This window comes from Candidatus Neomarinimicrobiota bacterium, assembly GCA_022573815.1.
GTDB lineage: Bacteria > Fidelibacterota > SORT01 > SORT01 > SORT01 > JACZTG01.
Map to the genome: position 1 here is coordinate 71920 of JACZTG010000007.1, position 24157 is coordinate 96076.

The following is a 24157-nucleotide window of genomic DNA, read 5'->3' on the forward strand; positions in this document are numbered from 1 at the left end:
AACAGTGATAAATAATCGGATAGAAAAAATATTAACCTCTCTTGAGGATGCCGGTCTTGACAACTTTTACGTAACCGGTTTGATGAACGTTCGTTATGCGACAGGATTCAGCGGTTCCGCAGGTCAGGCAATTATTTCAAAAAGTAAGTCATATTTCCTCACCGACTTTAGATATAAAGAACAAATAAAATCTCAGGTGCAGGAGTACGAGCATGTAATTAAACAAAATATGCTCGAATGTTTAAAAACAGTTGATACACTAAAGGGAAAAGTACGAATTGGTTTCGAAGCGGATCATCTTTCCGTATCGGAACTGTCAATATTGAAAGAAAATTTCCCTGATGTTGAATGGATAGAAACCAAATTGATTGTGGAACGTATTGCTGCGGTAAAAGATAAAGATGAAATAAAAAACATATCTAATGCTTGCAATATAATTGACAATGTATTTCTCAGGATATTAAAAATTATCAAGCCCGGTATTACAGAAATGGATATATCCGCGGAAATTTCTTATCAGGTTAAAATGAGAGGTTCCGAAGCAGATCCATTTGAACCTATAATCGCCAGCGGACGGCGTTCTGCCTTGCCTCACGGAATATCTACGAGTAAAAAGATCGAAGAAGGTGATCTAATCGTAATTGATTTCGGGGCTACTACCGCCGGCTATGCCGGTGATATGACGCGAACAATTGTCGTAGGTGATCCGACGGAAAAACAACGTCAGGTCTATGATGCTGTTCTTGGGGCTCAAGAAGCCGCCATAAAAGCCGCGAAAGACGGGATTACCGGTTTGGAGCTTGACTCAGTGGCACGGGGTTATATTAATGGTCAGGAATACGGCGATTATTTCGGCCACGCACTTGGGCATGGGTTAGGATTGAATGTTCACAGCTGGCCGAGAGTTTCTGAGGCGAACAAAGAAAAATTACTATCCAATATGGTGGTGACGATTGAGCCGGGAATTTATATACCCGATTTCGGCGGGGTGCGGATTGAAGACGATATCGTGCTCAACAAAGATGGCTGCATTAATCTTACAAAATCCACCAAGGAGTTCATCTCCGTAGGATGATTGATCTTTCAGTTCTGATTCTTACATATAACTCTTCCTTATATATCGAAGAATGCGTTCAATCCCTTCTTAAAGAACTACTCGGGTTAAAAACAGAACTGATTTTCATTGAGAATAATTCTTCTGATAATACTCTGTCTTTAATAGAAAAAATCATCAATTCTCCAATCCCGGAGAATATTGATATAAAACTCATCAAGAATGAAATTAATAGAGGGTATGCGAGAGGAATTAATCAGGGGCTTGAAATTTCGTCAGGGAAACAAATTCTTCTGCTTCATCCTGATGTAGTTATGCAACCGGATAGTCTGAAAAATTTAATGAAAGTTTTGGAAGAGGATCCGAAAATCGGAATGGCGGCACCTCAATTTCTGTATCCAAATGGTCAGATTCAGCCCTCATGCAGAAGGTTTCCCGGCTACTGGAGCGTTATAAACGAAGCTCTCGGTCTCACGATGTTATTCCCAAAAAATAAATCCATAAACGGGTGGAAGATGGGGGATTTTAATCACACTTATCGCAAAAAGGTTGACCAGCCTATGACCGCTTGTGTATTATTGAAGCGAAAAGTATTGGATGAGGTAGGTGTTATGGACGAGCAATTCGTAATGTTTTTCAACGATGTGGATTGGTGTAAACGTATAATTCAAAAAGGGTGGGAGATTGTTTTTACTCCCGAAGCAAAAGTGATACACGTTCTTGGAGGCAGCGTAAAACAGATGCGCTCAAGAATGATATTGCAATCACACGTCGGGTTTTACCTTTATTTTGAAAAACATTTCAGAAAACCTATGCAGCGGCCGATGAATCAGCTAATGGGACTTATACTGTTTTTATCCGCACTGCCCAGGATATTGCTCCAAAATGTTCTATCTGTTTTAAGGATTAGGTAAATGGATGTCATTATACCGGATTCGGCACAAATAAGAGAAGTAATTGATCTATGGACCGAGTCACCCGAAAATGCTGCTCAGATGACAATGCGGAAGAATATAGCTGCTGTGGATGCGAAATATTCTGATACTCCCGAAGGTCTCAATCAAATAATCCTGGACACCCTGAAAGAGCGTGGAATCGAGCGACTTTATTCTCATCAATCTGAAGCTATAACGCATACGCTGATGGGCAAGAATGTGGTTGTGGTAACCCCCACGGCATCAGGTAAGACGTTGTGTTACAATTTGCCTGTTTTAAGCGAAATTTTGTCAGACGGGGGAAGAGCGCTATATCTATTTCCTACAAAGGCGTTAGCTCAGGATCAGCTTATGGAGCTGGCTCGCTGGGAAGAAAAAATCGCAAAACCGATTGACGCTTACACATACGACGGAGATACGTCCAGCGATAAACGCTCACAAATACGGGAAAAGGCAAAAATCCTTATTACCAATCCTGATATGCTTCATTTAGGCATTTTGCCTCATCATACCCGGTGGGCGACATTTCTATCGGAACTTAAATATATTGTGATCGATGAATTGCACATTTACAGGGGAGTATTCGGTAGTCATTTCGCGAATTTGTTGCGGAGATTGAAAAGGATTTCAAAATTCTATTCCGCTTCACCACAATATATCTGCTGTTCGGCAACCATAGCAAATCCTCAGGAACTTGCTCAGAATATCGTTGATGAGGATGTGGAGCTCGTTGATAACAATGGAGCCCCTTCCTCTGAAAAAGAAATTATTTTTTTCAATCCTCCTATTGTTAATCCTGAATTAGGGATAAGAGCAAATTATTTGCGAACTGCCAGAACTATCGCGCGGTTTTTCTTAAAGAATATGATTCAGACGCTTGTGTTCGCCACGAGCCGAATGAATGTGGAAATAATACTGAAATATTTGCGGGAAGACTTTGCGGGACTAAATGATTCAGATGATTTTGTTAAGGGTTATAGAGGAGGATACCTTCCCTCAACACGGAGAGCTATCGAAAAAGGACTTAGAGAAGGGTCTATAACAGGCGTAATAGCCACAAACGCTTTAGAACTCGGCATTGACATTGGAGGTCTTGACGCCTGTGTCATAGCGGGTTATCCCGGCTCAATCGCAAGTACATGGCAGCAGGCGGGACGAGTTGGGAGGAGGAGCGGAAATTCGGTTGTAATCCTTGTGGCTCGCAGCAGCCCGATAGACCAATTCATAATTAATTTCCCGGATTACTTTTTCGGAAGATCGCCCGAACATGGATTGGTTAATCCCGATAATCTCCATATTTTGGTAGATCACCTGATATGCGCCGCGTTCGAACTGCCAATTAATTCGTCTGAAAAATTCGGGAACGAAAACTTAGCGGATATTCTTCAATATTTAGAAGAAAAAGGGATACTTCATAAATCAGGAGAAAAATATCATTTCATTCAGGATAAATACCCTGCCGCAGGAATCAGCCTTAGGAATATCGGTTCTCATAATATTTTAGTCGTTGATAAAACGGAAAATGAAAAAGTTATTGCCGAGGTGGATAACAGCGCGGCTCACAGGACGTTATTTAAGAATGCGGTATATCTGCATGAGGGGAACAGATATCTTGTGGAAGAACTGGATCTTGAAAAGGGAAGAGCAACGGTCCGGCAATCCGGAGAAGATTATTATACTATTGCTATATCACAAACGAATGTAAACGTACTGGGCAGCTTCGATGTGGCTATGTACGGTTCTTCACCGGTAGAGCACGGTGAAATAGAATTGATTTCAGAAACGACCGGATTTAAAAAGGTGAAATTTTATACGGGCGAAAATCTCGGTGAGGAGGATTTGGATTTACCAATCCGCAAAATTCAAACAACTGCTTATTGGTTCACCGTCAAAGAAGAGGTCACCGATAAACTTGATTTTTCAAGAGCAGAAATCATCGATGGAATTATGAGTATCGGAAACGTGCTGGTCAATATAGCCGCATTAATTCTAATGTGTGACAGCAGTGATTTAGGAGTCAGTGTAGGAGACCGTTCTTCTGAGTGGTTCGTGAATAAACATTCAAATAAAATTCGAGTAACAAAAAATCTTGAAGAGAAAGAACGGCTGAATCTTGAGAAGATAGCCGTTTTTGAACCGGCAATATATTTATATGATAATCATCCGGGTGGAATCGGCTTCAGCCCCGTATTATTCCATGAGCATTCAGACCTACTGTTGAAATCAGCGAAGCATATTGAAAGGTGTCAATGTCTTGATGGATGCCCGTCGTGCGTTGGTCCGATGAATGAGATCGGTATGCGCGGTAAAGAAGCGGCACAGGAGCTGCTTAAAGCATTGTTAGGTAGTAAATAAGAATTGGTGAATAAACAGATATTTGAGGTAAACTAATGGATTACAGCTGTGGAAATTGTGGCAAGGATATAACTAATGTGGAGGCAGGAGTCTGTCCGCATTGTGATTCCGAGTTTGAGATTCCTGATAAATCTATTCCATGGGAGAATAGGAGCTCACTGGGTAATGTGGATGCGTTCAGCGCCACCTTTATGCTTTCAATGACGAAACCAACCAGTTTTTTTCGCAGACTTCCCGAAAAGGGCGGGTTTTTTAACCCATTAATTTATGCGCTAATATGCGGACTTGCGGGAACCCTGATCGACCTCGCCTGGCAGCTTCTCCTCCCTTCCATAGGATTTATTGAAGAAGAATTACAATCTGCCGACCAGAGCGATGAGTTTTATATCGTATTCGCATTATTATCACCTCTTATAATTCCATTAGCGCTATTAATAAATACCGGTATGCTACATTTATCATTGTTGCTTTTGGGTGTGAAGAAAAGTGACTTCGAAACAACATTCAGAGTAATTGGCTACGGCAGCGGCGCTAATCTCCTTGTGATTGTCCCGTTAATCGGCATTATAGTGGGCGTAATATGGAAACTCGCTTTAGAAGTAATCGGATTGAGGGAGGTATATTCTATTTCCTCACGGAGAGCCTTAGCTGCTGTATTGCTTCCTTTTCTAATACCAATGGGGTTATTATTCTTATCGGCTCTGATATAATCAGTGTAGAATAATGGGTAAAATCCGTATTAACAGAAATAAAGAGATTTATGGATCTGCGCGACAGGCTTGAATTACGATACGGTGAGAGGCAAAATGACACTTCTCCCAGCAAGAAGATCGAATCCTCACAAAAGAAATCCAAGTCACTTTCACCAAAAGACGATATATCCAAATATGTTACCGGTTCATTTATTCCAACCGCTGAGTGTGAGATTTTTATTGCCCGCCATACATACGATATGGATCATCAGCACGGAAAATATTCTCTTGCAGAGATAACTGATCTTGAAGGCGAGGATCTAAGAATTCTATCTACGGGTTCCACGAAAGTAAAATTTGAGTTAAACCGAATCCTGTTTCTTGATACGGAAACTACCGGACTCGCCGGCGGCGTCGGCAGTGCCGCATTTTTGATAGGCATAGGGTATTTCTACGAAAATAAATATGTAGTCGAGCAGTTCTTTATGAGGGACTATAACGAGGAAGCGGCTATGCTCAATTTGTTAGCTGAAAAGGTGACGAATTTTGATACGATAGTGACGTTTAATGGAAGAAGTTTTGACCTCCCGCTATTGGAGACACGGATGATATTGAATAGAATTGATCCCGCGTTCAGCAGGCTGAGAGACGTAGATCTTCTTCACCCGGCACGTCGGATCTGGGGTTTGCGCCTTTCCGATTGCCGACTCGGAACCTTAGAGAATGAGGTTCTGGGGTTTCAGAGGGCAGAAGATGATATACCCGGCTCATTAATTCCCGGAATATATTTTGATTATCTTCAGTTTGGAAACGCCGATAAACTTTATAAGGTATTTTATCACAATGAAAAGGATGTGGTATCTATGGTGGGTTTACTTCATAGCGAGTACCGATACTTTGCTGATCCTACGAAGGAAAAAGGGATGAAGCCGCTTGACTTATACCAGATGGGAAAATATTTCGAGCGAAACCGCGAATGGACTATGGCTTTAGCCTGCCTGGAAAAGGCATCCCCCAACTTGAATGATAGATACAGGATTGATTCGTTGATTCGTTTATCGATGATTCATAAGAGAAATGAACGCTGGACAGAAGCGGTAGGTATATGGAAAGATTTGATCACAGAGGATAATCCATTTACCTTACAACCATTTGTAGAATTAGCGATGTATTACGAACATAAAGAAAAAAACAGTGAAGCAGCTTTGAAGTATTCCACAAATGCGTTAGGAAAAATCTCCCGACGACGCAATAAAGACATATTTGCGCTCGAACATCGTATTGACAGGCTAAATAAAAAATTAGAAAGAAAAACCGCTAAGTGAAGATTATTTTGTCACTTTTTATGTGGATTTGGGGGCTGTCCCTATTGTTATTATTGTTGATTATGGCAAACGTGCTGATGTTTCTACCGAAAAAATCCTATGATCCGATTCTGAAATGGATGGCGAGAAAACTATTACTGTTGATGGGTATTCGGGTCAGTGTGGATTTTAAGGAAGAATTAAACCGATTCGGCACATATTTATTCATGGCGAATCATGTAAATATTTTTGATCCTCTTTTGTTGTATGGATATATCCCCACATTTGTACGCGGAGTTGAGCTGGCAAGTCATTTTAAGTGGCCTTTTTACGGATGGACACTTTCCAGAATGGGACATATACCTATCAATCGAGTAAACGCCAACAGCGCAATGAAAAGCCTGAGAAGAGCGGCAGAGTACCTGCATAAAGGCGTTTCGATTGTGATATTGCCCGAAGGTCACAGAACATTGGACGGTAAAGTTGCGAACTTCAAAAGGGGTTCATTTATTCTTGCAAAAGATGGAGGAAGGGACATAGTTCCTGTTGCCATTATGGGAGCGCTTGATATTAACCGTAGAGGCTCATGGTTAATTTCTCCCGGTAAGATAACCTTAAGATTCGGGAAATGTATTGCGGAGCAGGATTTTCGTTCGCTTGGAACTTATGAACTAAAAGAAAAATGCCAAAATGCGGTTAAAGAACTAATAGACTAAATAGAATTATTCTGCCAGACTCAGTGTCTTAATTTTTCCGAATGCTATTGCTGACAGAGATTTAAATTTTTCTCTGCTTTTATCGTCTGTCTTGATTATTTCCCATTGAGATTGTGATATAAGATACTGACCGTCTACCGGCGCGCATCCGAAATCGCAATCTTCAGGATGGGGACACACCACCAGGTATGCTCTGTTATGCTCACTATCCGCTACAGGAGTCAATTTCTGTTCCGTCTGTTAAAGGGTTTATACTCTTTAATTCCTTGGCGTAAAATACTTCATAAACAGAAAAAAATCAATATTAGCGGTGAGACTTTTATCTGAAATAAGATAACCCGATATTCAAATCAGAAGAGTAATCTTGACTTATCGTAAAAAAAACAATATCTTAACACGGTTCAATGTCTAAAATTAATCAGGAGACTGTTATGAGTAATTACGTGATTACGCTATTTTGGGTAAATCTCATCTTCGTAATGGGTATTTACTGGCACACGCTGAAGATTAACAAAAATATCCGCAAATTAGTCGAACATTTTGAATCAGAAAGCGGTTCAGGAGAATAATCGCAGTTAATTATTTTTTAGAACTAAAATAGATGGACAATAAAATAAGATTGTTGATGAACGCTCATGACGAGCTACAGGATCAGGTGCGGTTTGGCGACAGTAAAGCATTAGCGAGAGATTTTGCCACTCAAATTCATGTGCTTTCAAGAATTAGCGTAAAGAAATATGCCAGCATAAGAAAAAGTATAACATATTTTGGAATTTCCAATATATGCTTTTGGGGGGCGATACTAAGGGCAAGTCTGATTTAGTTTACCAGGGAATAATTTTTCTCTTTTTATAGAACATACCCGTTGGGCTGTCGTCAGGTTGCGTAGACAGCCACACTATCGTATCTGCGCCTTCTTCAACCGATAAAGAAGCGCCGGCACCTCCCATCTCTGTCTTCACCCAACCCGGATCAACCGAATTTATCTGAATATTATGGGAGTCGGTTTCGTTCGCAAGCACTTTTGTAATAGTATTTACGGCTGTCTTGGAAATTCTGTATGCAAGGTATCCGCTTCCCATATCGGCAAATTGTCCCATTCCGCTGGACATATTTATTATCCTGCCGTAATTATTTTTTATCATAAGCGTAATAATCTTTTGTGAAAGTAGAATAATGCCGTAAACATTAGTTTCAAGGCTAACCTGCAATTCCTGAATTTCTAACGATAATCCCGAACTACGCGCATCAGGAATAATAGCGGCGTTATTAACCAATACATCAATCCTGCCGAATTCCTCTGCGACGCGGTTATAAAAAGTATCAATGCTTTCGGCAGAGCTCACATCAAGCTCATAAAAAGTAACGTCTAATCCTTCACTCTGTAATATTTCCGCGGATTCCATGCCCTTTTCGCTATTCCGGGCGGTGAGAAGAACTTTAAAGCCTTTCTTGGCAATGTCACGGCAAACTTGGAATCCGATTCCTCTATTTCCGCCGGTTACGACCGCAATTTTCTTATCCATTAATAACCCTTTTATTATTCGTGTATAAATTTTACCAAAAGAATGTAATTATTTAGGACAATTTATCCAATCGGCATTACTGAAATGTCTTGACCGTATAAATGCTCTGAACTAAACTTGCATTAAATCAGATATCCTTAAATATATTAATAGTATGCGAGAAGAAAATAAAAAAAATAGACGTGATTTTATTAAATTAGCGGGTCTTGGTACAGTCGCTCTTTATTTGCCTATTAATCCATTTCAATTTGAATTCAATTCGTCAATTTTCAAACCGCCGAGGCTGAAAATAGGAGACACCATAGGAGTGGTAAGCCCTGCCGGTCCCACTTTTCATAAAAATGATTTGATCGAAGTAAGGCAATCACTTTCGGCTCTCGGGTTAAAAGTGAAGTTTGGTAATCATGTTCTCAGCAGACACGGTTATTTGGCAGGTAGCGACAGTGAAAGAGCGGATGATTTCAACGCTATGATTCGTGACGAATCAGTAAATGCTATTATGGCGATGAGAGGTGGTTGGGGTAGCAACAGGATATTGAACTTAATTGATTATGATGCTGTGATTCAAAACCCGAAAATAATTATTGGATTCAGTGATGTAACATCCCTCCTTTTAGCGATTTACGCCAAGACCGGTATGATAACTTTTTACGGTCCGGTCGCTACCTCAAAGTATGGAAAGTTTACAACCAGCTGGCTAAAAGAAATTCTTTTCGAAGCAAAATCCCCGACTTTAGAAAATCCGTTGTTGAAACCCGACGGTTCCATCAACCACAATCATTTAATAAGAACTATAAATAGCGGAACTGCGCGGGGGAAATTGGCTGGAGGTAATTTGACAGTTATAAGCTCAATGGTCGGCTCCGGTTACTTACCGGATTGGGATGGCAGCATTCTATTTTTGGAAGAAGTAGGTGAGAAAATATACCATATAGACAGGATGCTTGTTCAGCTCAAACTTGCCGGAGTATTTGATAGGTTGTCAGGTATTATCTTCGGAAAGTGTGTAAAATGCGATCCGTCTAAAACCACTCTTTCTCTTTCCCTTGAAAAAGTATTCGATGAGATATTTATTCCTCTAAAAATCCCTGTATATTCAGGCGCGATGATCGGTCATATTGACCGAATATTTACCATACCCATAGGTCTAAACGCTCTGATGGACGCTGATAAAGGCACGATAGAGCTTTTGGAACCTGCGGTTTTTTAACAGTAATCGAATTGGAGAGTAAGAATCACCGAACTATTGGATATGATTCCGAAGTTTCTTATCTTAATCAACATTAATAAATCTATTTATGCCATAACATACTCAAATTGAAAGGCAGCAGAATGAAAATTTTTAGCACCGCTCTTTTGGCACTGATTTTACTTATATCATGCGTCAATATGGATTCAGTGGATACCACCGCGAATTCATTCAATAATGCAGTGGTCAGATTGCAGGCGACCGAAGGAAATTCCGTGTCCGGAGTTATATGGTTCGGTAAAGTTGTCGGGGGAGTCAAAGTTACAGGAACTATTGAGGGCTTGCCACCCGGAGATCATGGCTTTCACATACACCAATTCGGGGATTGTAGTTCTACAGACGGTAAATCAGCAGGGGGACATTTTAATCCTGACGGAGTAAATCACGGAGCGCCTACGGACGATCTGCGGCATGTTGGAGATCTTGGTAATATTACAGCAAATTCTGATTCAGTAGCTGTATTCGAATTTGTGGACGCTACGATAACAATGGCAGGAGGCAATTCTATATTGAGCAGGGCGGTAATAATCCACGCCGGTGAGGACGATTTAAATTCACAGCCCACAGGCGCGGCTGGCGCGCGATTAGCATGCGGAGTTATTGGAATAGCCAATAAATAGGATTTCTAATCACTGATTAAGCTCCTTAATCCCTGCTACGACTTTCTCAAAAGAGTAGGTATTCAATGATATTCATTGGTAATTAACGGTCATTACAGTTATATAAGGGAATTAGGACAATGATTGTCGCAATTAAATTAGTAATAACGTATATTAGAATGAGATGGAATTGAGGAATTATTTAAAGTGACGACGGCAGAGCAGATTAGCAATTTGGATAGCGCAGCCGAGCCTTCCGAAATGTTACCGAAGGAGTTTCTGCTAAAGTATCCATTATTAAACATAATCGGAAATACGCCTTTGGTAGAAATTGCTGTTTTTAAGGAAGAATTTCCGAATATCAATATAATGGCGAAAGCAGAATGGAGAAATCCGGGAGGATCACTCAAAGACCGGCCTGTCCTGCTGATGCTTGGAAAGGCGCTGCTTTCAGGTGAATTGAAAGAGGGTCAGACGATTCTCGACAGTTCTTCCGGAAACGCAGGAATAGCGTATGCGATGATAGGGGCTGTTTTGGGTTTCGATGTTGAGATAATTGTGCCGGGAAACGCAAGTCGTGAAAGAATTGAGCGAATGAAAGCACATGGCGCTACTGTGATTACCACCGATCCGCTAGAAGGATATGACGAGGCTTTACGTGAAGTTCATCGTCGTTACGACGAGAACCCCGATAAGTATTTTTTTGTGGACCAATATAAAAATGATAATAACTGGAAAGCGCATTATTATGGAACGGCAAATGAGATAATTCAACAAACTCACGGCGATATCACGCATTTTGTATCAGGAGTTGGAACCGGGGGCTCGATAACCGGAATAGGGCGGAGGTTAAAAGAATATAATCCCGACATAAAAATTGTAATGGTGGACGCTGAGCCTTTTCCCGGAATTGAAGGATTGAAACCGTTGGATGAACCTAATTCAATCATCCCCGAGATATTTGATTCCACCCTTGTTGATGAAAAAATCAAGGTACAGGCAGAAGATGCAAAAGGTATGACCGAAATGCTGGCAAAGAGAGGGTTCTTCCTTGGGCAATCGTCAGGGGCATACCTATACGCTTGCGGAGAAATGGCAAAAAATGTCAGTGAGGCAAATATAGTGACTCTTCTGCCGGATATAGGCGAACGGTATTTCAGTACCGGTCTATGGAGTTAGAAGATGTCCATATTTCTGAATCAAGATATTATTGAACGAATGGAAAAGCATGCGACTACTACATTTCCCGATGAATGCTGCGGCTTCATGTTTGGAGGATTTAGTAACGGGATTGTCAAAGTTGAAGAAATTTCCCGGGTAATAAATGCTCATCCGGATTCTAAGGCAAGACGGTTTTTAATCTCGCCTGAAGATTATATGAATGCCGAAAGTTATGCTGACGAAAATGGTTATGCTCTTGTGGGTGTCTATCATTCTCACCCGAATCATCCGGCGATTCCTTCCGAAATTGACAGGCAGGCGGCGCTACCGGGATTTTCATATATTATATTTTCAATTATGGATGGGAAGCCGTCTGATGTTACGGCATGGGAGCTTGTGGAAGATAGGAGTGAATTTCGAGCCGTGGAAATAGAGAAAGAAAAGGAGTAATAAAATTGAAGGTTGATATACGAATACCGTCACCATTGCGGAGATATACCGCCAATCAGGCGAAAGTGGAGATCGAATTGGATGGAAATAGTGTCGCGGAGGCGCTTGATAAATTAGTAAAAGAATTTGACGAACTGAAAAGGCACCTTTATGATGATGAAGGTTCGCTTCGAAATTTTGTAAACATCTACCATAACAGCGAAGATGTACGGTTTACCGATGGACTTCAAACAAAAGTATCCGAAGGAGATGAACTCTCCATAATACCCGCTATAGCTGGCGGTTCGACAGTTACGCTTGATAATTGGGAAATTATGAGATACAGCCGACATTTGATAATGCCGGAAGTAAACATAGACGGACAACAAAAACTCAAAGCAGCTTCGGTGCTTCTCATTGGCGCCGGAGGATTAGGATGTCCGTCCTCGCTATACTTGGCGGCAGCGGGAATCGGAAAAATGGGAATAGTGGATTTTGATGTTGTGGACGAATCGAATCTGCAAAGACAAGTGTTATATGGAACTTCGGATGTTGGAACGCCGAAATTAGAAGCGGCGGAAAAACGGCTTAAAGACCTTAACCCGAGAATTGAGATCGAGACTTACGCCGAACGTTTCAGTTCAGAAAACGCAAGAAGAATTATATCACAATATGACGTCGTAGTGGATGGAACAGATAATTTTCCGACTCGCTATCTTGTAAACGATGCCTGTGTGCTTGAGGGGAAGCCGAACGTTTACGGGAGTATATTCAGGTTTGATGGTCAAGTATCGGTTTTTAATTACGAAGACGGCCCATGCTACAGGTGTTTATACTCTGAACCGCCACCACCCGGACTCGTACCTTCGTGCGCGGAAGGAGGCGTCCTTGGAGTATTGCCCGGAATTGTCGGCACATTACAGGCGACCGAAACTATGAAAATTATTATTGGAATGGGTAAATCATTATCGGGTAAGCTCCTTTTAATAGATGCATTAAACATGGATTTTCGAAAACTAAACATCAAAAAGAATCCCGATTGCAAAATATGCGGTGAAAACCCTGAAATAACCGAATTGATTGATTATGAAGATTTTTGTGGTGTCGTGGAGAGCGAGGAAGATAAATTGGATGGAATTAAACAGATAACACCTGTTGAATTGAAAAAGAAAATTGATGAAGGAGACGATATTCTTCTTCTTGATATTAGAGAAGATATAGAAATAAAAATTTGCAAAATAGAAGGCAGTGTTCATATTCCGATGCAGGAAATACCCTCAAGGCTGTCGGAGCTTGATATGCACCGTGACATCGTTATCTATTGTAAAAGTGGCGAGCGCTCATATTCGGTAACAAATTTCCTGAAAAACTCGGGATTTAGCCGAGTAGCGAATCTATACGGAGGAACCCTCTCATGGGCGGATACGGTTGATCCTACAATGCCAAAATACTGAAGAAAATATCGCTTAAAATATATAACCGATACCGATTCATATTTGCATTAAGAAAAAATGCGATTATTGTCGTGTTTATTACATATCATTAAAACGTTCTGTCGTTTATTAAGCTGTTATTAATAATAAACGTAGGAATAAAACAAAATTCTTATAAGTGTATTCGTAATATCGGCTTTCGTATATATAAATCTTAACCTGAATGGGTCAAATGGCTAATCCGTTTAAAGCTTTTATGAATATCAAGAAAGAGGAGTTGCCTCTTTCTCTCTTAATGTTCAGCTATTTTTTCTTAGTTATCACATCCTTTTGGATTCTTAAGCCGCTCAAGAAAACTCTTTTCATAACATATTATGACCAAACGGGAGTTGATATTCTGTTTTGGCACCTAAGAGGTTCTCAAGCGGAGCTTATAGCGAAAGTGTTAAATATGTTTGTGGCGTTTGCTGCCGTGGTGGTTTTTACATGGCTTGCTCGTAAGTATCGTCGTCAGCAACTGACCTATATATTTTCCGGAGTTATAATTTTCGCATATGTGATTTTCAGTTTTTTAATTGAAAGCCCCGGTGATTTAACTATCTGGACTTTCTATCTGTTTGGAGATCTCTTCAGCACATTAATGGTGGCGACATTTTTTGCGTTTATGAATGATAGCGTAACATCCGATGCCGCAAAACGACTTTATGGTCTTGTAGGATTGGGCGGCGTGCTTGGGGGAGTCGTAGGAACCACTTTTGTAAGAGTTTGGGTCGGTAGCGTAACGCCAAGAACATGGTTGATGATTACTCTCGTAATAGCTTTGGTGATAATGATAATAGCTAGATACGCCGGAATACTGGTTGATCAAAATCCTCCTGATTCTCTGGAAGAAAAATCAACTGCCGCAGAAATTGAGGTTAAATCAGAAAATCCCGCGATAGAGGGAGCAAAACTTGTTTTCAGTTCAAAGTATTTATTGGCAATAGCAGGTATCGTTGGTCTCTATGAAATCGTATCAACTATAATGGACTTTCAGTTTACTGCAACAATCGAACATTATCTTGACGGTCCGGCAATAGGCAGACAATTTTCATTGATATTCAATATTACGAATTTCGTGGGGATGTTCGTGCAGCTCTTCCTTACAAGTTATATCATGACACGATTTGGTGTTAAAACCGCGCTGATGTTTCTTCCGATTGTTATAGTTGTAGGTTCCGCCGGGTTTATCGCTCTTCCGATACTATGGACTGGAAGCCTTCTGAACACAGTAGACAACGGATTCAGTTATTCCATAAATCAATCGGCAAAGGAAACATTGTATGTTCCCACTACAAGGAATGAAAAATACAAAGCAAAGGCATTTATAGATATGTTTGTTCAACGGTTTGCTAAATCAATAGCAGTCTTGTTGAGCCTTGGTATAACAATGGTATTCACCGATTTTACAAGTGTTAGATGGCTATCTTTGGCGATATTAGCTGCAGTGATCGCCTGGCTGTTTATCATTCGTTATGTAGGAAATGAGTTTGACAAATTATCTGAGACAAATCAGAATACGTAAAACTATCATACTGACAGCCTTGTTTTTTGCTATTATCCCGTCTGAAAATTCATCGGCTCAGGACACAACATCAGCAGACTCTAAAGAGAGCGTAATATTAATTTCTCAAAATGTCAGGGGTGTGGAAAGAGAAAGACGGTCAGCCGATTATACATTACGCAAGGCTATAGTGAAAGGTTTATATTTACCACGTGAAGTGGTAAGAGGAATTCTACTCTCTACCGGAAAGAGTGTGATAGTCATTTCTGAGGATAATTTCATAGCACGTGCCGAAGATTTTTTTTCGTTTTTGATAAGAAAGTCGGATGGTACCCCAGTGTACTATTGTCTTCCGGCTTCTCTCCATACTACGGATTGAATTTATTCTATCGGGATGACAGTAAAAGCGTCCTTTTAGGCGGAAGATACAGAAATCGATTCAAATCCGAATTGCACGCGAAAGTAAATTACAACGGCCTAATAAATGATAAAGTTTGGCAGATAAGCCTGCTCTCACTTTCAGACAGATTTAACGATCAAATATTTTTCGGATTTGGAGCAAATCCGGTAACCGATAGCAGAAATAATTTTAAGGTTACCAGCGAAGAATTTGGAAGATATTTTCAGGAAAGAATTAAGTTTCAAGCTGTTCTTGGATTCAGGCCGTCTGAAAAATTAGAATTATTTTACACTTCATTTTATCAAAAACGAAAAATCGGAAATTCCGGAATCAGCGGATTAACCATTGAGGATGTATTTGATGTCGCCTTGCTTCCGGGTGTGGGTGTTGAAGGAAAACAAATTTATAATGAGACTGCATTTAAATACGATACAAGAGAATTTAAAAAAAGCATATCCTCGGGGAAAATGCTCAGCGGATACCTTGGTTATTCACAGGGTGTTGATGGAGACAAAAGTAAATTCATACGAATGGGCTTTGATGTGGCAGCATTCATCCCTGTCATCAAAGATAATAGGATTATAGTACCAAGACTGATTGTGGATAAAATAGAAAATTTAGATGACGAAGTGCCGATTTCATTTACTGAATACCCCCGACAACGGGCGTTTCGCGGTGTATCCACCCGAAAACTTATCGCCACGGACAATATATCTTTTATTCCGTCACTGCAATATGAATGGCCGCTGGCTTACCAGGTCTCGGGGCAGCTGTTTACAGATTTCATTATTGTATCGGAAGACTTGAGTAGTTTGACTTTTGATAATGCTCGCTGGGCAATCGGATTCGGTTTGGTAACGCATCAAGGGAGAAGCGAATTTGGGAAAATAGAATTTGCTTATGGCTCTGAAGGAGTGAAGTTCCTGCTCGGGTTTGGCTCTCCCTTACATAAAAACGAACGTACAGACTGGAAATAATTTTGAGTGTCTTAAATTGAAATTAAACCAATGTGCAAAGATAGCCGTCTTGACGATAATGACTTTGACACTATCGTCGTGTGGACATTCCATAAAGTTCGCTGACTTGGCTCCGGTTACAGATTCGCATGACGACAATCCCATTGACCTTCCCGAGTCGAGTGATTTTGATATGAAAAACTACGTATTTGAGGTTCTGGTAGAGCGTCCGGCAATAAACGCGTTGGATGTATCTCCGGTAAAAGAATCCGGGGATGTGAACTCGATGGATAATGTGCCCACCTCGAGCTGGTATGAGCCGCGATTAGGATACAAGCGGATATCGCCTGAAGAACTCTTACGCGGGCCTGAGGAAGTTGGACCTCCGGTAGCGCCACTGACGGTAGCAAAAGCGAAAACCGGCGGCGGAAATCCCGGATTTATAATTGAAGACAGTAGGGGCGAGCTCTACTTAATGAAGTTCGACCCTCCTGAATTCCCTGCTATTGAAACAACAACGGCACTCATAGTAAATAGATTATTTTGGGGATTCGGTTATAATGTTCCTGAAGATTATCTCTACTTCTTTGCGCCGGAAGAATTGACTGTAAAAAAGGGTAGCGCTATTACCCGGGAAGATGTTGATTTGGTGTTATCTAAGGTCGCTCCCCCTATTGACGGTCAATATCGAACTACGGTAAGCTATTTTATTAAGGGAAATATTCTTGGTCCGTTATCTCAAGTTGGGGTGAGGAAAGACGATAAAAACGACAGAGTAAACCATGAGAATCGAAGAGTATTGCGAGCCTTGAAAGTTTTTGGAGCGTTCACAAATCATTCCGATATGCGCATTGATAATTCTTTGGACGTGTATGTTGGCGATGAAGGTAAGGGGTATGTTAAACACTATCTATTGGATTTCGGTGAAGCGTTCGGCGGGCACGGCGCCGAGCATGATCGGATGTGGGACGGATTTGAACATTTATACAGCGTAAAAAAGATCTTCAGAAATATCGCAACGTTGGGACTGGTGATAGAAGATTGGGAAAACTTGAAATATACTAAATGGAAATCGGTGGGAGCATTTGAATCTGAGGCGTACGATCCCGCAACATGGAAAGAAACATGGCCTTATGAGCCGATAAGAATAAGCAGGCGAGCAGATGATTATTGGGCTGCTAAAATTTTAGGAGCGCTAACGCGTGAGCATTTGGAAGTTTTGATTAAAGAGGCACGATATCCGGAAGAAGCCGCTGCTGATTATATGCTCAAAACTATTTTGGAGCGTCAGAAGAAAACCTTGCGGTATTTTCTATATAATGTAACGCCATTAGAGTATCGTGGAATACGAAGCGGATCGATACAATTTGAAGATATAGGTAAAACAATTTTAGGGAACGAAAACAGTCCGGCAGAATATCAGACTCATTTTTATGACTCAAATAGTAATCAAATCGGTAATCAAATTAATGTTATATCCGATAAATCATTTTTTTCGATTCCACTTGATAGAGAAGTAATAATTAATTCTAAGGGGTATTTCAGAGTTGAAGTGCAGCTAATTCTAAACGGAAGGAAGAATCCCCCTCCGGCTCAATTTCATTTTATCACCAGGGCTGATAACAAGCCAAAATTAGTAGGGGTAGTCCATTAATAGTTTTATTATTTTTTATCCGGACGATCTGAAACTAACAACGAATATTCGGAATCAGGACTATAAAGAAAATGGTAGAATCAGAAGCAGATGAAAAAAGAGTATAAAACTTTTTGTGCAGTTTATTTTGTCACTTTGTATATATTCTGATAATCGGCGAAGCCACTAATTTTAGTAGGCCAAGGGCCCTTGATTAACTTGATTTCAGAATAAGTTTCGGAATCCTCTGACTTTTCATATTCTTCAGTGACCTTTTCAACAAAGCTGCCATTCATAATTATCTCCTGGCTTTCAGCAAGCGACGCCAGGCGCGCGGTAAGATCAATATCTTTGCCGTATACATCTACGGTATCAGGAACAAAAGTAATGTCATACGCATCAGAACAAAATGTAACGCCAATCTTTACCTCTCTTAGATTCGGTTCATCACTCGAAATGATATTCCAAAGCGCATGAAAGAGCGTAAGCGGATTTTCGTCTTTCATATTATCCTCGGGAATGAAGAACATAAGCGCATCGCCGAGACTCTTAATGGGATTGAACTTCATAAATAGATTACCCATAATATTTGCAAAAGTATTATAAATAAAAATAATCCACTTTGAGAGATCAATATCTTTGAGTTCAGTGGAACCGGCGATATCTATGATAAAGCAATACCCGCTCATCGGCTTCAGCTGGAGAACCTTTTGCGGCAGGTCCTTATCAAATGGATTTATGAACAAGCTCATTTTATTGATTTTAAATTTAACAATTTGAGATTAAAAAGAAAGAAATAGCGAGTAATAAATCGAGGGCAGGAGAAATATTTTATAGATTAGAAGATAAAATCTGTATTGTTATCAAGGCATCGTTTCTGAAGACAGTTCGTCTTTAAGCTTTTTGGCGTCAAGTATCATTGAATAAAGATCGTCTTCTGAAAAAGGTTTTTGAAGTGTGAAATCAACTCCGTTCTCCTTGATCTTTTCAGATTCTAAATTCAAAGCCCATCCTGTTAGAAGAATTACCGATACGCTGCGATTCATTTTTTTAATACGTTCGGCAACTTCCCATCCGCTCATGTCGGGCATACCAAGATCGGTTATAACAATATCGAAATTTAAATTTTTAAACAGTTCCAAGCCCTTTTCTGTCGAAGAACTCGTGGTGATTTTGTGGCCCTGGTCTTCTAAAAGTTCTTCCAACATATCAAGAATATACTCTTCATCATCAATAATGAGAATCTTGCTTTCATGTTTATCGAGAATTTCATCCGTTTCTTCCGCGCTGGAGCCTTTTTTAACAGATGGCAGAGAAATTACTATTTTTGAGCCCTTTCCGATTTTGCTCGTTGTTTCAATAGCTCCCCTGTGCCGTTTTATGACCCCATATACTTCGCTCATGCCGAGGCCGGTTCCTTTAACACCTTTAGTTGAGAAGAAGGGGTCAAAAATTCGTTCAATAGTGTCCTCGGTCATGCCGATTCCTGTATCTTCAAATTCAATCAAAATTTTATCGGCTTTCTTTTCCGCGCGAATTGTGAGAACTCCTCCTTCGGGCATAGCATCAACAGCATTAAAAATCAAATTTGTAAATGCGCCCTTAAGATCTGAGGGATCGCCTAATACATAAAATTGTTCATCAATTTCTACTACCGGTTCTATAAGTACTCCCTGCATTTCCGCATTATCCCGCCATTTAGGTCTGGTTAACGCAAGCACTTCCTCAATAATTTCTTTTACATCAATAGGAATAAATTTTTCATCGGTACGTAATCGCGCAAAATCCTGCATTCTTTTGACAGTGGCACTGCCATCCTGTGCTGCCAATTCAATCATTGAGAGATTCTTCAGGATGCGCTTATCGTTGGTTTGTCGTTTAAGTATCTGAACCCTACCGAGTACCCCTGTGAGAACGTTGTTAAAATCATGGGCTACACCGGAGCTAATTTGCCCGAGAGCGGCTAATTTTTTTGATTGAGTGTATTTCTCATCTATCTCTTTTGATTTAGTCATATTTCGACTCATAAGTACAAATCCCTCAATTTCGCCGTCTTCAGAAAGAATTGGATAAGTCCTTTCCTCAAAATATTCGTCGAACCGTTCGTCGTAGCTTTCAAGAGGAATTACATTTCCATCCTGAATGGTTGGTTCAAGAGGGCAGTCAGCGCACTTTTCGTCTTTTCCGCGAAATTTGCTGAAACAAGTGTTGCCGACTAAACTTTTACCCTGTCCCAAAACTATATCTGCCGGTTTATTGGAATAAATGATATTGAAGTCTTTATCACATAGCGCGATATATTCCGTGATACTATCGAAGATAGTAGTTAGATGATCCTTCAATCCCATGCCTCCCAAAATAGCCTAAATAAAAATAAATTGCGTTAAATAATTACGTATAAATAAATTTTCGGGCTGAAAGTAATTAATTCCTTCAGCCCGAAAACATTTCCTAACAAGTATCAGCTAAGTAGTATATCTTTCACTCACACATCAAGCTGTGTAAGCTGCTAACAACTCCTTTGCCTGAGATACTCTTACATCCGCATTAATCCTCTTAAAGCAGGAGATTGCGGTCTGAGCGCTTTCTTTCGCTTTGACGATTTCTCCGCCCTTCATACCATAGAGTTTCGCCATTTCCATCATGGTTTCACCCAGGTTCAGCGAATCGTCATAATCCTCGTTAATCCGCTTACTATTTTCGAGGTACGATAGTGCAGTGTCATACCGTTTGTTCTCGCGATTTATTATGCCGAATATCTTATAAACTTCGGCAACGCTGAGACGCTCTCCCAATCCTGAGAATATTCTGAAGGCGGTTGTAGCCAATGCAGTACCGGCAGCAAGATCGCCTATTCTGCAATAAAGTTCCGCCTCTTCAAGATAAGACAGTCCTTTAGAATATTGATCATTTGCCGAAGTCGCTAATTTTATACTCTTCTGGAAGTGCTCCAATGCCTTGTCAAATTCTCCGCGAGCTTTAAATATAATAGCGATATTAATATATAATCTTGCTCGTTCTGCATCGTCGCGTTTTCTTCCTATCAAAGAGAGAGATTCTTTATAGCACTTCATTGCTTCATCCCACATTCCTCTTGTGCTGTAAACATTACCGAGATTGACATTAATCTTTTTAAGCAATTCATTCAACCTCGAAGCTTTGGCAATCGCTTTTGCTTCTTTTAAATGTTTCTCTCCTTTGATGATTTCACCCTGTCTTACTAAGGTAGAACCAATAGAGCTTTTAACGTGCGCTCTTCCCTGATTGTTTTTTGATTTCGTAAAGAGATCAAGACTCTTTGTATAATGTCTGAGTGTAGTAACCCAATTATTCCTATAGAAAGAGATATCTCCAAGACGTTGATGAGCCTTTGCAAGCAGAAGGTCTGTGCTGAATTTCTTCAGTTTTGTTACTACCAAATGCAAAAGCCGTTGGGCTCTTTCCATCTGGCTGAAACTGATAGAAACTTCGGCTACATCGAATAGAAATTCTACGTATTCCTTCTCTTTCAAGTACTCAGCAGCGTTCAGAACAATTGTATCGAAATCAATTACCCTGAAAATCTCTTGCTTTTCCGCGGAAAGCAAGGCTTCAGGTGGTATTCTTCGCCAATTGTTCTTTAGCAGGCGTTCCCTTTCTGTCCTGAGCGATCTCATTTTGTTGGCGAAAGTCTTTCCGCATCTGCGGTTAGCCAACTCGGAGACCTTCTCAATGAACAGCTGAAGGGTTTTTCCGTTTATAGTTTCCATGACATTCCTTTAAAGTTAAAGTTTTGATTGATAAGACAGTATAGTCTGATCTTCAAACTCAATATTATAAACTCCATGCGTATTGAGTGAAGTGATCGACTTGTACTGAAACGGTCTTATGCTTTTCATCAATAACCGCACCCTCAACCTCGACCCATAATCCGGTTGTGTCGTCATACCAGAGCACCTTCAGAGTATTAGGATCGCCATCAAAATTGAGAACGTCATAAGATAATGTAACGGTAACGTCAAGCTGGAAACTTATATTTGGCAAAAATTCCACAGAAGCTCCACATTGATCATTTTTATCAATGCAAAGTACTTCTACGGATATTTCTGTATCCACTGCTAATGCGTTTGCAGGAATTTTAACCTTGTTACCAAAAGTTCTTTTACCTCCTACACTGCCTCCCTTATGCGCTTGGATAAGTTTAATCTGATAAGCTGTTTTATTTAAGGAGTGAAGATCACTCACGATATCAGCATTCCAGGAAACCAAATTTAATTGATCAGTTGGTATTCCATTCTGCTGCGCAGCTGATTGATTGTTTGTTTTCCCTTCAGGAGCGGTAAGCAAATCGCTGCTACAGCCCATTAGAGAAACTGCGCCTATAATCAGAAAACCGATTATAGGGACCAGTTTGTTCTTTTTCATGGTGTCACCCTATTTGTTTTGTGTTTGTCCCAAATATCCTCTATAAATTTTATTGATAAACAATAACCAGCTCTGCTCAGTGCAAAGCTTGTGCCAATCAATGCGTACCGCAAAAATTAAATTCTAACTAAGGATGGGATCTTACGGCTGTAATATAGTGAAATATTAAGGCTAAAGCACTATAAAAAATTAATTAATTTCGATTTTTATTGCTGAAGTAATGTGGAGAGAACAACTGTTATTAGGTTGATATGACAGGAATGGTTTATATAGACCGGTTTATTTGATTGGCAGTAATCAGGTAAGGCTAAACTTTTTCATTCGATATTTTATGGTTTCCCTTGAAATACCTAACAATTTCGCCGCTTTTGTCTGGTTTCTATTGGTTGATTCGAGTGCCTTTAATATTAATGATTTTTCAACATCTTCAAGGGAAATACCCTTTTCAGGAAAGTCATTGATGATGAAATCCGCTGATATGCCATCTTTAGATTGAGAATGCGCCGTTGAAGAAACAAATATATTGATGCTGTCACTGGAAATATATTCTCCTTTTTCAAACAGGACGGCTCTTTCCATTACGTTTTTTATTTCTCTCACATTTCCGGGCCAGGAATAATTCATAAACAGTTCTTTCACATCAGGTAAAATACCTCTGATATTTCTTTTGAATTCAGTATTAAAAACACCGACAAAATGTTCAGCGAGCAATATTATATCTTCGTCCCGTTCTCTGAGCGGCGGAAGCTCAATCATTGCCACATTCAGTCTATAATACAGGTCCTGCCGAAATTTGTCATCGGCTACAAATTGTTCTAAATTTCGGGATGTAGCGCTAATAATTCGAGTGTCAACAGATATTACTTTGGTTCCGCCAACTCTTCGGAAGACCTGTTCCTCTATAACTTTAAGCACCTTAGATTGCAGGCTGACACTCATATCGCCGATTTCATCCAGGAAAAAAGAACCTTCATGAGATAATTCTACAAGACCTTTTTTCTGTACTTTTGCATCTGTAAATGCTCCCGCTTCATGCCCAAAGAGCTCCGCTTCAAGAAGCGTCTCTTGAAATGCGGAACAGTTAACTTCAATAAATGGCTTTTTCGCCCGATTGCTGTTGTTATGAATGGCACGCGCAACTAGCTCTTTTCCTGTTCCTGTCTCCCCCCTTATCAGAACTGTTGTTTTAGGAGATTGTGCAACATCGCGGACAAATTCAAAAATTTTCTTAATAGCTACACTGGTACCGATAATCTCGCCGAATCCTAATCTGGTTTGCTCTTCCTTGTGGAGATATGCCAAATGTTCATCCATCTTTCTCGCAGAAACAGCCTTTTGGACGATTATGGAAATTTCATCCATATCAAACGGTTTTTTGATATAGTCACGTGCGCCGAGTTTAATTGCTTTAACAGCAGTTGAAACATCCGCATGTCCCGTAATTATCACCACTTCGATATTTTGCGATCTGTCCTTAACTTTTTCAAGCAGCTCAAGACCATCAATTCCGGGCAGACGAAGGTCAACAAGCATTATATCGGGGGTATCGTGGCTCAAACGGGATAAAGCATCTTCCCCGGTGGAAAACGTATTGATATCATGGCCTTCAAGTTCAAGAAAATCCTTAAGATTTTCTCGAATTATGTTATCATCATCAATTATAAAAATAGAAGCCATTGATTGTTCCGGTTTATTTGATACATATTAAGATAATATAGTTATAAAATGGGTCAAATGCAACAGCGTATATAAGTTTTTAGATAAATGA

24 protein-coding genes are annotated in these 24157 nt (G+C 40.2%); 17 read left to right on the forward strand and 7 right to left on the reverse strand.

What is annotated here, in order from left to right; genetic code table 11:
* Positions 1-4 precede the first annotated feature (4 nt).
* The 6 genes from IIB39_04585 to IIB39_04610 all read left to right on the forward strand — a co-directional run bounded on the left by IIB39_04585 (position 5) and on the right by IIB39_04610 (position 7056).
* Positions 5-1075 (forward strand): aminopeptidase P family protein, encoded by a 1071-nt coding sequence (locus IIB39_04585; GenBank protein MCH8927978.1) that lies wholly within the window; start codon positions 5-7, stop codon positions 1073-1075.
* Positions 1072-1968: a glycosyltransferase family 2 protein gene (locus IIB39_04590; protein MCH8927979.1), complete on the forward strand. Its 897-nt coding sequence runs from the start codon at positions 1072-1074 to the stop codon at positions 1966-1968. Before IIB39_04585 ends, IIB39_04590 begins: the two co-directional genes overlap by 4 nt.
* 81 nt (positions 1969-2049) lie before the next feature.
* The gene (locus IIB39_04595; GenBank protein ID MCH8927980.1) at positions 2050-4344 is read left to right on the forward strand and encodes a DEAD/DEAH box helicase; all 2295 of its coding nucleotides are present in this window, start codon (positions 2050-2052) and stop codon (positions 4342-4344) included.
* A gap of 35 nt (positions 4345-4379) precedes the next feature.
* Positions 4380-5054 carry a YIP1 family protein gene (locus IIB39_04600; GenBank protein ID MCH8927981.1) on the forward strand — a complete coding sequence of 225 codons (675 nt, stop codon included), beginning with the start codon at positions 4380-4382 and terminating at the stop codon, positions 5052-5054.
* Positions 5055-5104: 50 nt separating this feature from the next.
* Positions 5105-6361: a ribonuclease H-like domain-containing protein gene (locus IIB39_04605; protein MCH8927982.1), complete on the forward strand. Its 1257-nt coding sequence runs from the start codon at positions 5105-5107 to the stop codon at positions 6359-6361.
* Positions 6362-6438: 77 nt separating this feature from the next.
* Positions 6439-7056 carry a 1-acyl-sn-glycerol-3-phosphate acyltransferase gene (locus IIB39_04610; GenBank protein MCH8927983.1) on the forward strand — a complete coding sequence of 206 codons (618 nt, stop codon included), beginning with the start codon at positions 6439-6441 and terminating at the stop codon, positions 7054-7056.
* A gap of 6 nt (positions 7057-7062) precedes the next feature.
* On the opposite strand, the gene IIB39_04615 is transcribed toward IIB39_04610, so the two are convergent.
* Positions 7063-7281, reverse strand: a complete 219-nt coding sequence (locus IIB39_04615) for a hypothetical protein (GenBank protein ID MCH8927984.1) — start codon at positions 7279-7281, stop codon at positions 7063-7065.
* A 206-nt stretch (positions 7282-7487) separates the two neighbouring features.
* Here IIB39_04615 and IIB39_04620 point away from each other — a divergent pair, with 206 nt between their 5' ends.
* A complete protein-coding gene (locus IIB39_04620; GenBank protein ID MCH8927985.1) occupies positions 7488-7625 on the forward strand; it encodes a hypothetical protein in 138 nt (45 codons plus the stop codon).
* A gap of 32 nt (positions 7626-7657) precedes the next feature.
* A complete protein-coding gene (locus IIB39_04625; GenBank protein ID MCH8927986.1) occupies positions 7658-7879 on the forward strand; it encodes a hypothetical protein in 222 nt (73 codons plus the stop codon).
* A 1-nt stretch (position 7880) separates the two neighbouring features.
* Here the strand turns inward: IIB39_04625 and IIB39_04630 are convergent, their stop codons facing one another.
* A complete protein-coding gene (locus IIB39_04630) occupies positions 7881-8582 on the reverse strand; it encodes an SDR family oxidoreductase (GenBank protein ID MCH8927987.1) in 702 nt (233 codons plus the stop codon).
* Between the two features lie 154 nt (positions 8583-8736).
* On the opposite strand from IIB39_04630, the gene IIB39_04635 reads away from it, so the two are divergent.
* The 9 genes from IIB39_04635 to IIB39_04675 all read left to right on the forward strand — a co-directional run bounded on the left by IIB39_04635 (position 8737) and on the right by IIB39_04675 (position 18006).
* On the forward strand, positions 8737-9792 hold the full coding sequence (locus IIB39_04635; GenBank protein MCH8927988.1) for an LD-carboxypeptidase: 1056 nt from the start codon (positions 8737-8739) through the stop codon (positions 9790-9792).
* 122 nt (positions 9793-9914) lie between these two features.
* Positions 9915-10451 carry a superoxide dismutase family protein gene (locus tag IIB39_04640; GenBank protein MCH8927989.1) on the forward strand — a complete coding sequence of 179 codons (537 nt, stop codon included), beginning with the start codon at positions 9915-9917 and terminating at the stop codon, positions 10449-10451.
* Positions 10452-10691: 240 nt separating this feature from the next.
* A complete protein-coding gene (locus IIB39_04645) occupies positions 10692-11609 on the forward strand; it encodes a cysteine synthase family protein (protein MCH8927990.1) in 918 nt (305 codons plus the stop codon).
* A 3-nt stretch (positions 11610-11612) separates the two neighbouring features.
* On the forward strand, positions 11613-12041 hold the full coding sequence (locus IIB39_04650; protein ID MCH8927991.1) for a M67 family metallopeptidase: 429 nt from the start codon (positions 11613-11615) through the stop codon (positions 12039-12041).
* Positions 12042-12046: 5 nt separating this feature from the next.
* Entirely contained in the window at positions 12047-13474 is a 1428-nt protein-coding gene (gene moeB, locus IIB39_04655) for a molybdopterin-synthase adenylyltransferase MoeB (protein ID MCH8927992.1), read from the forward strand.
* Between the two features lie 211 nt (positions 13475-13685).
* Positions 13686-15017, forward strand: coding sequence for an MFS transporter (locus IIB39_04660; GenBank protein ID MCH8927993.1), 1332 nt, complete (start codon positions 13686-13688; stop codon positions 15015-15017).
* A complete protein-coding gene (locus tag IIB39_04665; protein ID MCH8927994.1) occupies positions 14983-15375 on the forward strand; it encodes a hypothetical protein in 393 nt (130 codons plus the stop codon). Before IIB39_04660 ends, IIB39_04665 begins: the two co-directional genes overlap by 35 nt.
* Positions 15342-16373 carry a hypothetical protein gene (locus IIB39_04670; GenBank protein MCH8927995.1) on the forward strand — a complete coding sequence of 344 codons (1032 nt, stop codon included), beginning with the start codon at positions 15342-15344 and terminating at the stop codon, positions 16371-16373. The genes IIB39_04665 and IIB39_04670 overlap by 34 nt, the downstream gene beginning before the upstream one ends.
* A gap of 58 nt (positions 16374-16431) precedes the next feature.
* Entirely contained in the window at positions 16432-18006 is a 1575-nt protein-coding gene (locus IIB39_04675; GenBank protein MCH8927996.1) for a hypothetical protein, read from the forward strand.
* A gap of 122 nt (positions 18007-18128) precedes the next feature.
* On the opposite strand, the gene IIB39_04680 is transcribed toward IIB39_04675, so the two are convergent.
* From IIB39_04680 to IIB39_04700, 5 genes are all read right to left on the reverse strand, one after another.
* Positions 18129-18737, reverse strand: coding sequence for a hypothetical protein (locus tag IIB39_04680; GenBank protein ID MCH8927997.1), 609 nt, complete (start codon positions 18735-18737; stop codon positions 18129-18131).
* Positions 18738-18848: 111 nt separating this feature from the next.
* A complete protein-coding gene (locus tag IIB39_04685) occupies positions 18849-20327 on the reverse strand; it encodes a response regulator (protein MCH8927998.1) in 1479 nt (492 codons plus the stop codon).
* A gap of 150 nt (positions 20328-20477) precedes the next feature.
* The gene (locus tag IIB39_04690) at positions 20478-21734 is read right to left on the reverse strand and encodes a tetratricopeptide repeat protein (protein ID MCH8927999.1); all 1257 of its coding nucleotides are present in this window, start codon (positions 21732-21734) and stop codon (positions 20478-20480) included.
* Positions 21735-21798: 64 nt separating this feature from the next.
* A complete protein-coding gene (locus tag IIB39_04695) occupies positions 21799-22389 on the reverse strand; it encodes a hypothetical protein (GenBank protein ID MCH8928000.1) in 591 nt (196 codons plus the stop codon).
* Positions 22390-22686: 297 nt separating this feature from the next.
* Positions 22687-24066, reverse strand: coding sequence for a sigma-54-dependent Fis family transcriptional regulator (locus tag IIB39_04700; GenBank protein MCH8928001.1), 1380 nt, complete (start codon positions 24064-24066; stop codon positions 22687-22689).
* Positions 24067-24157: the final 91 nt, after the last annotated feature.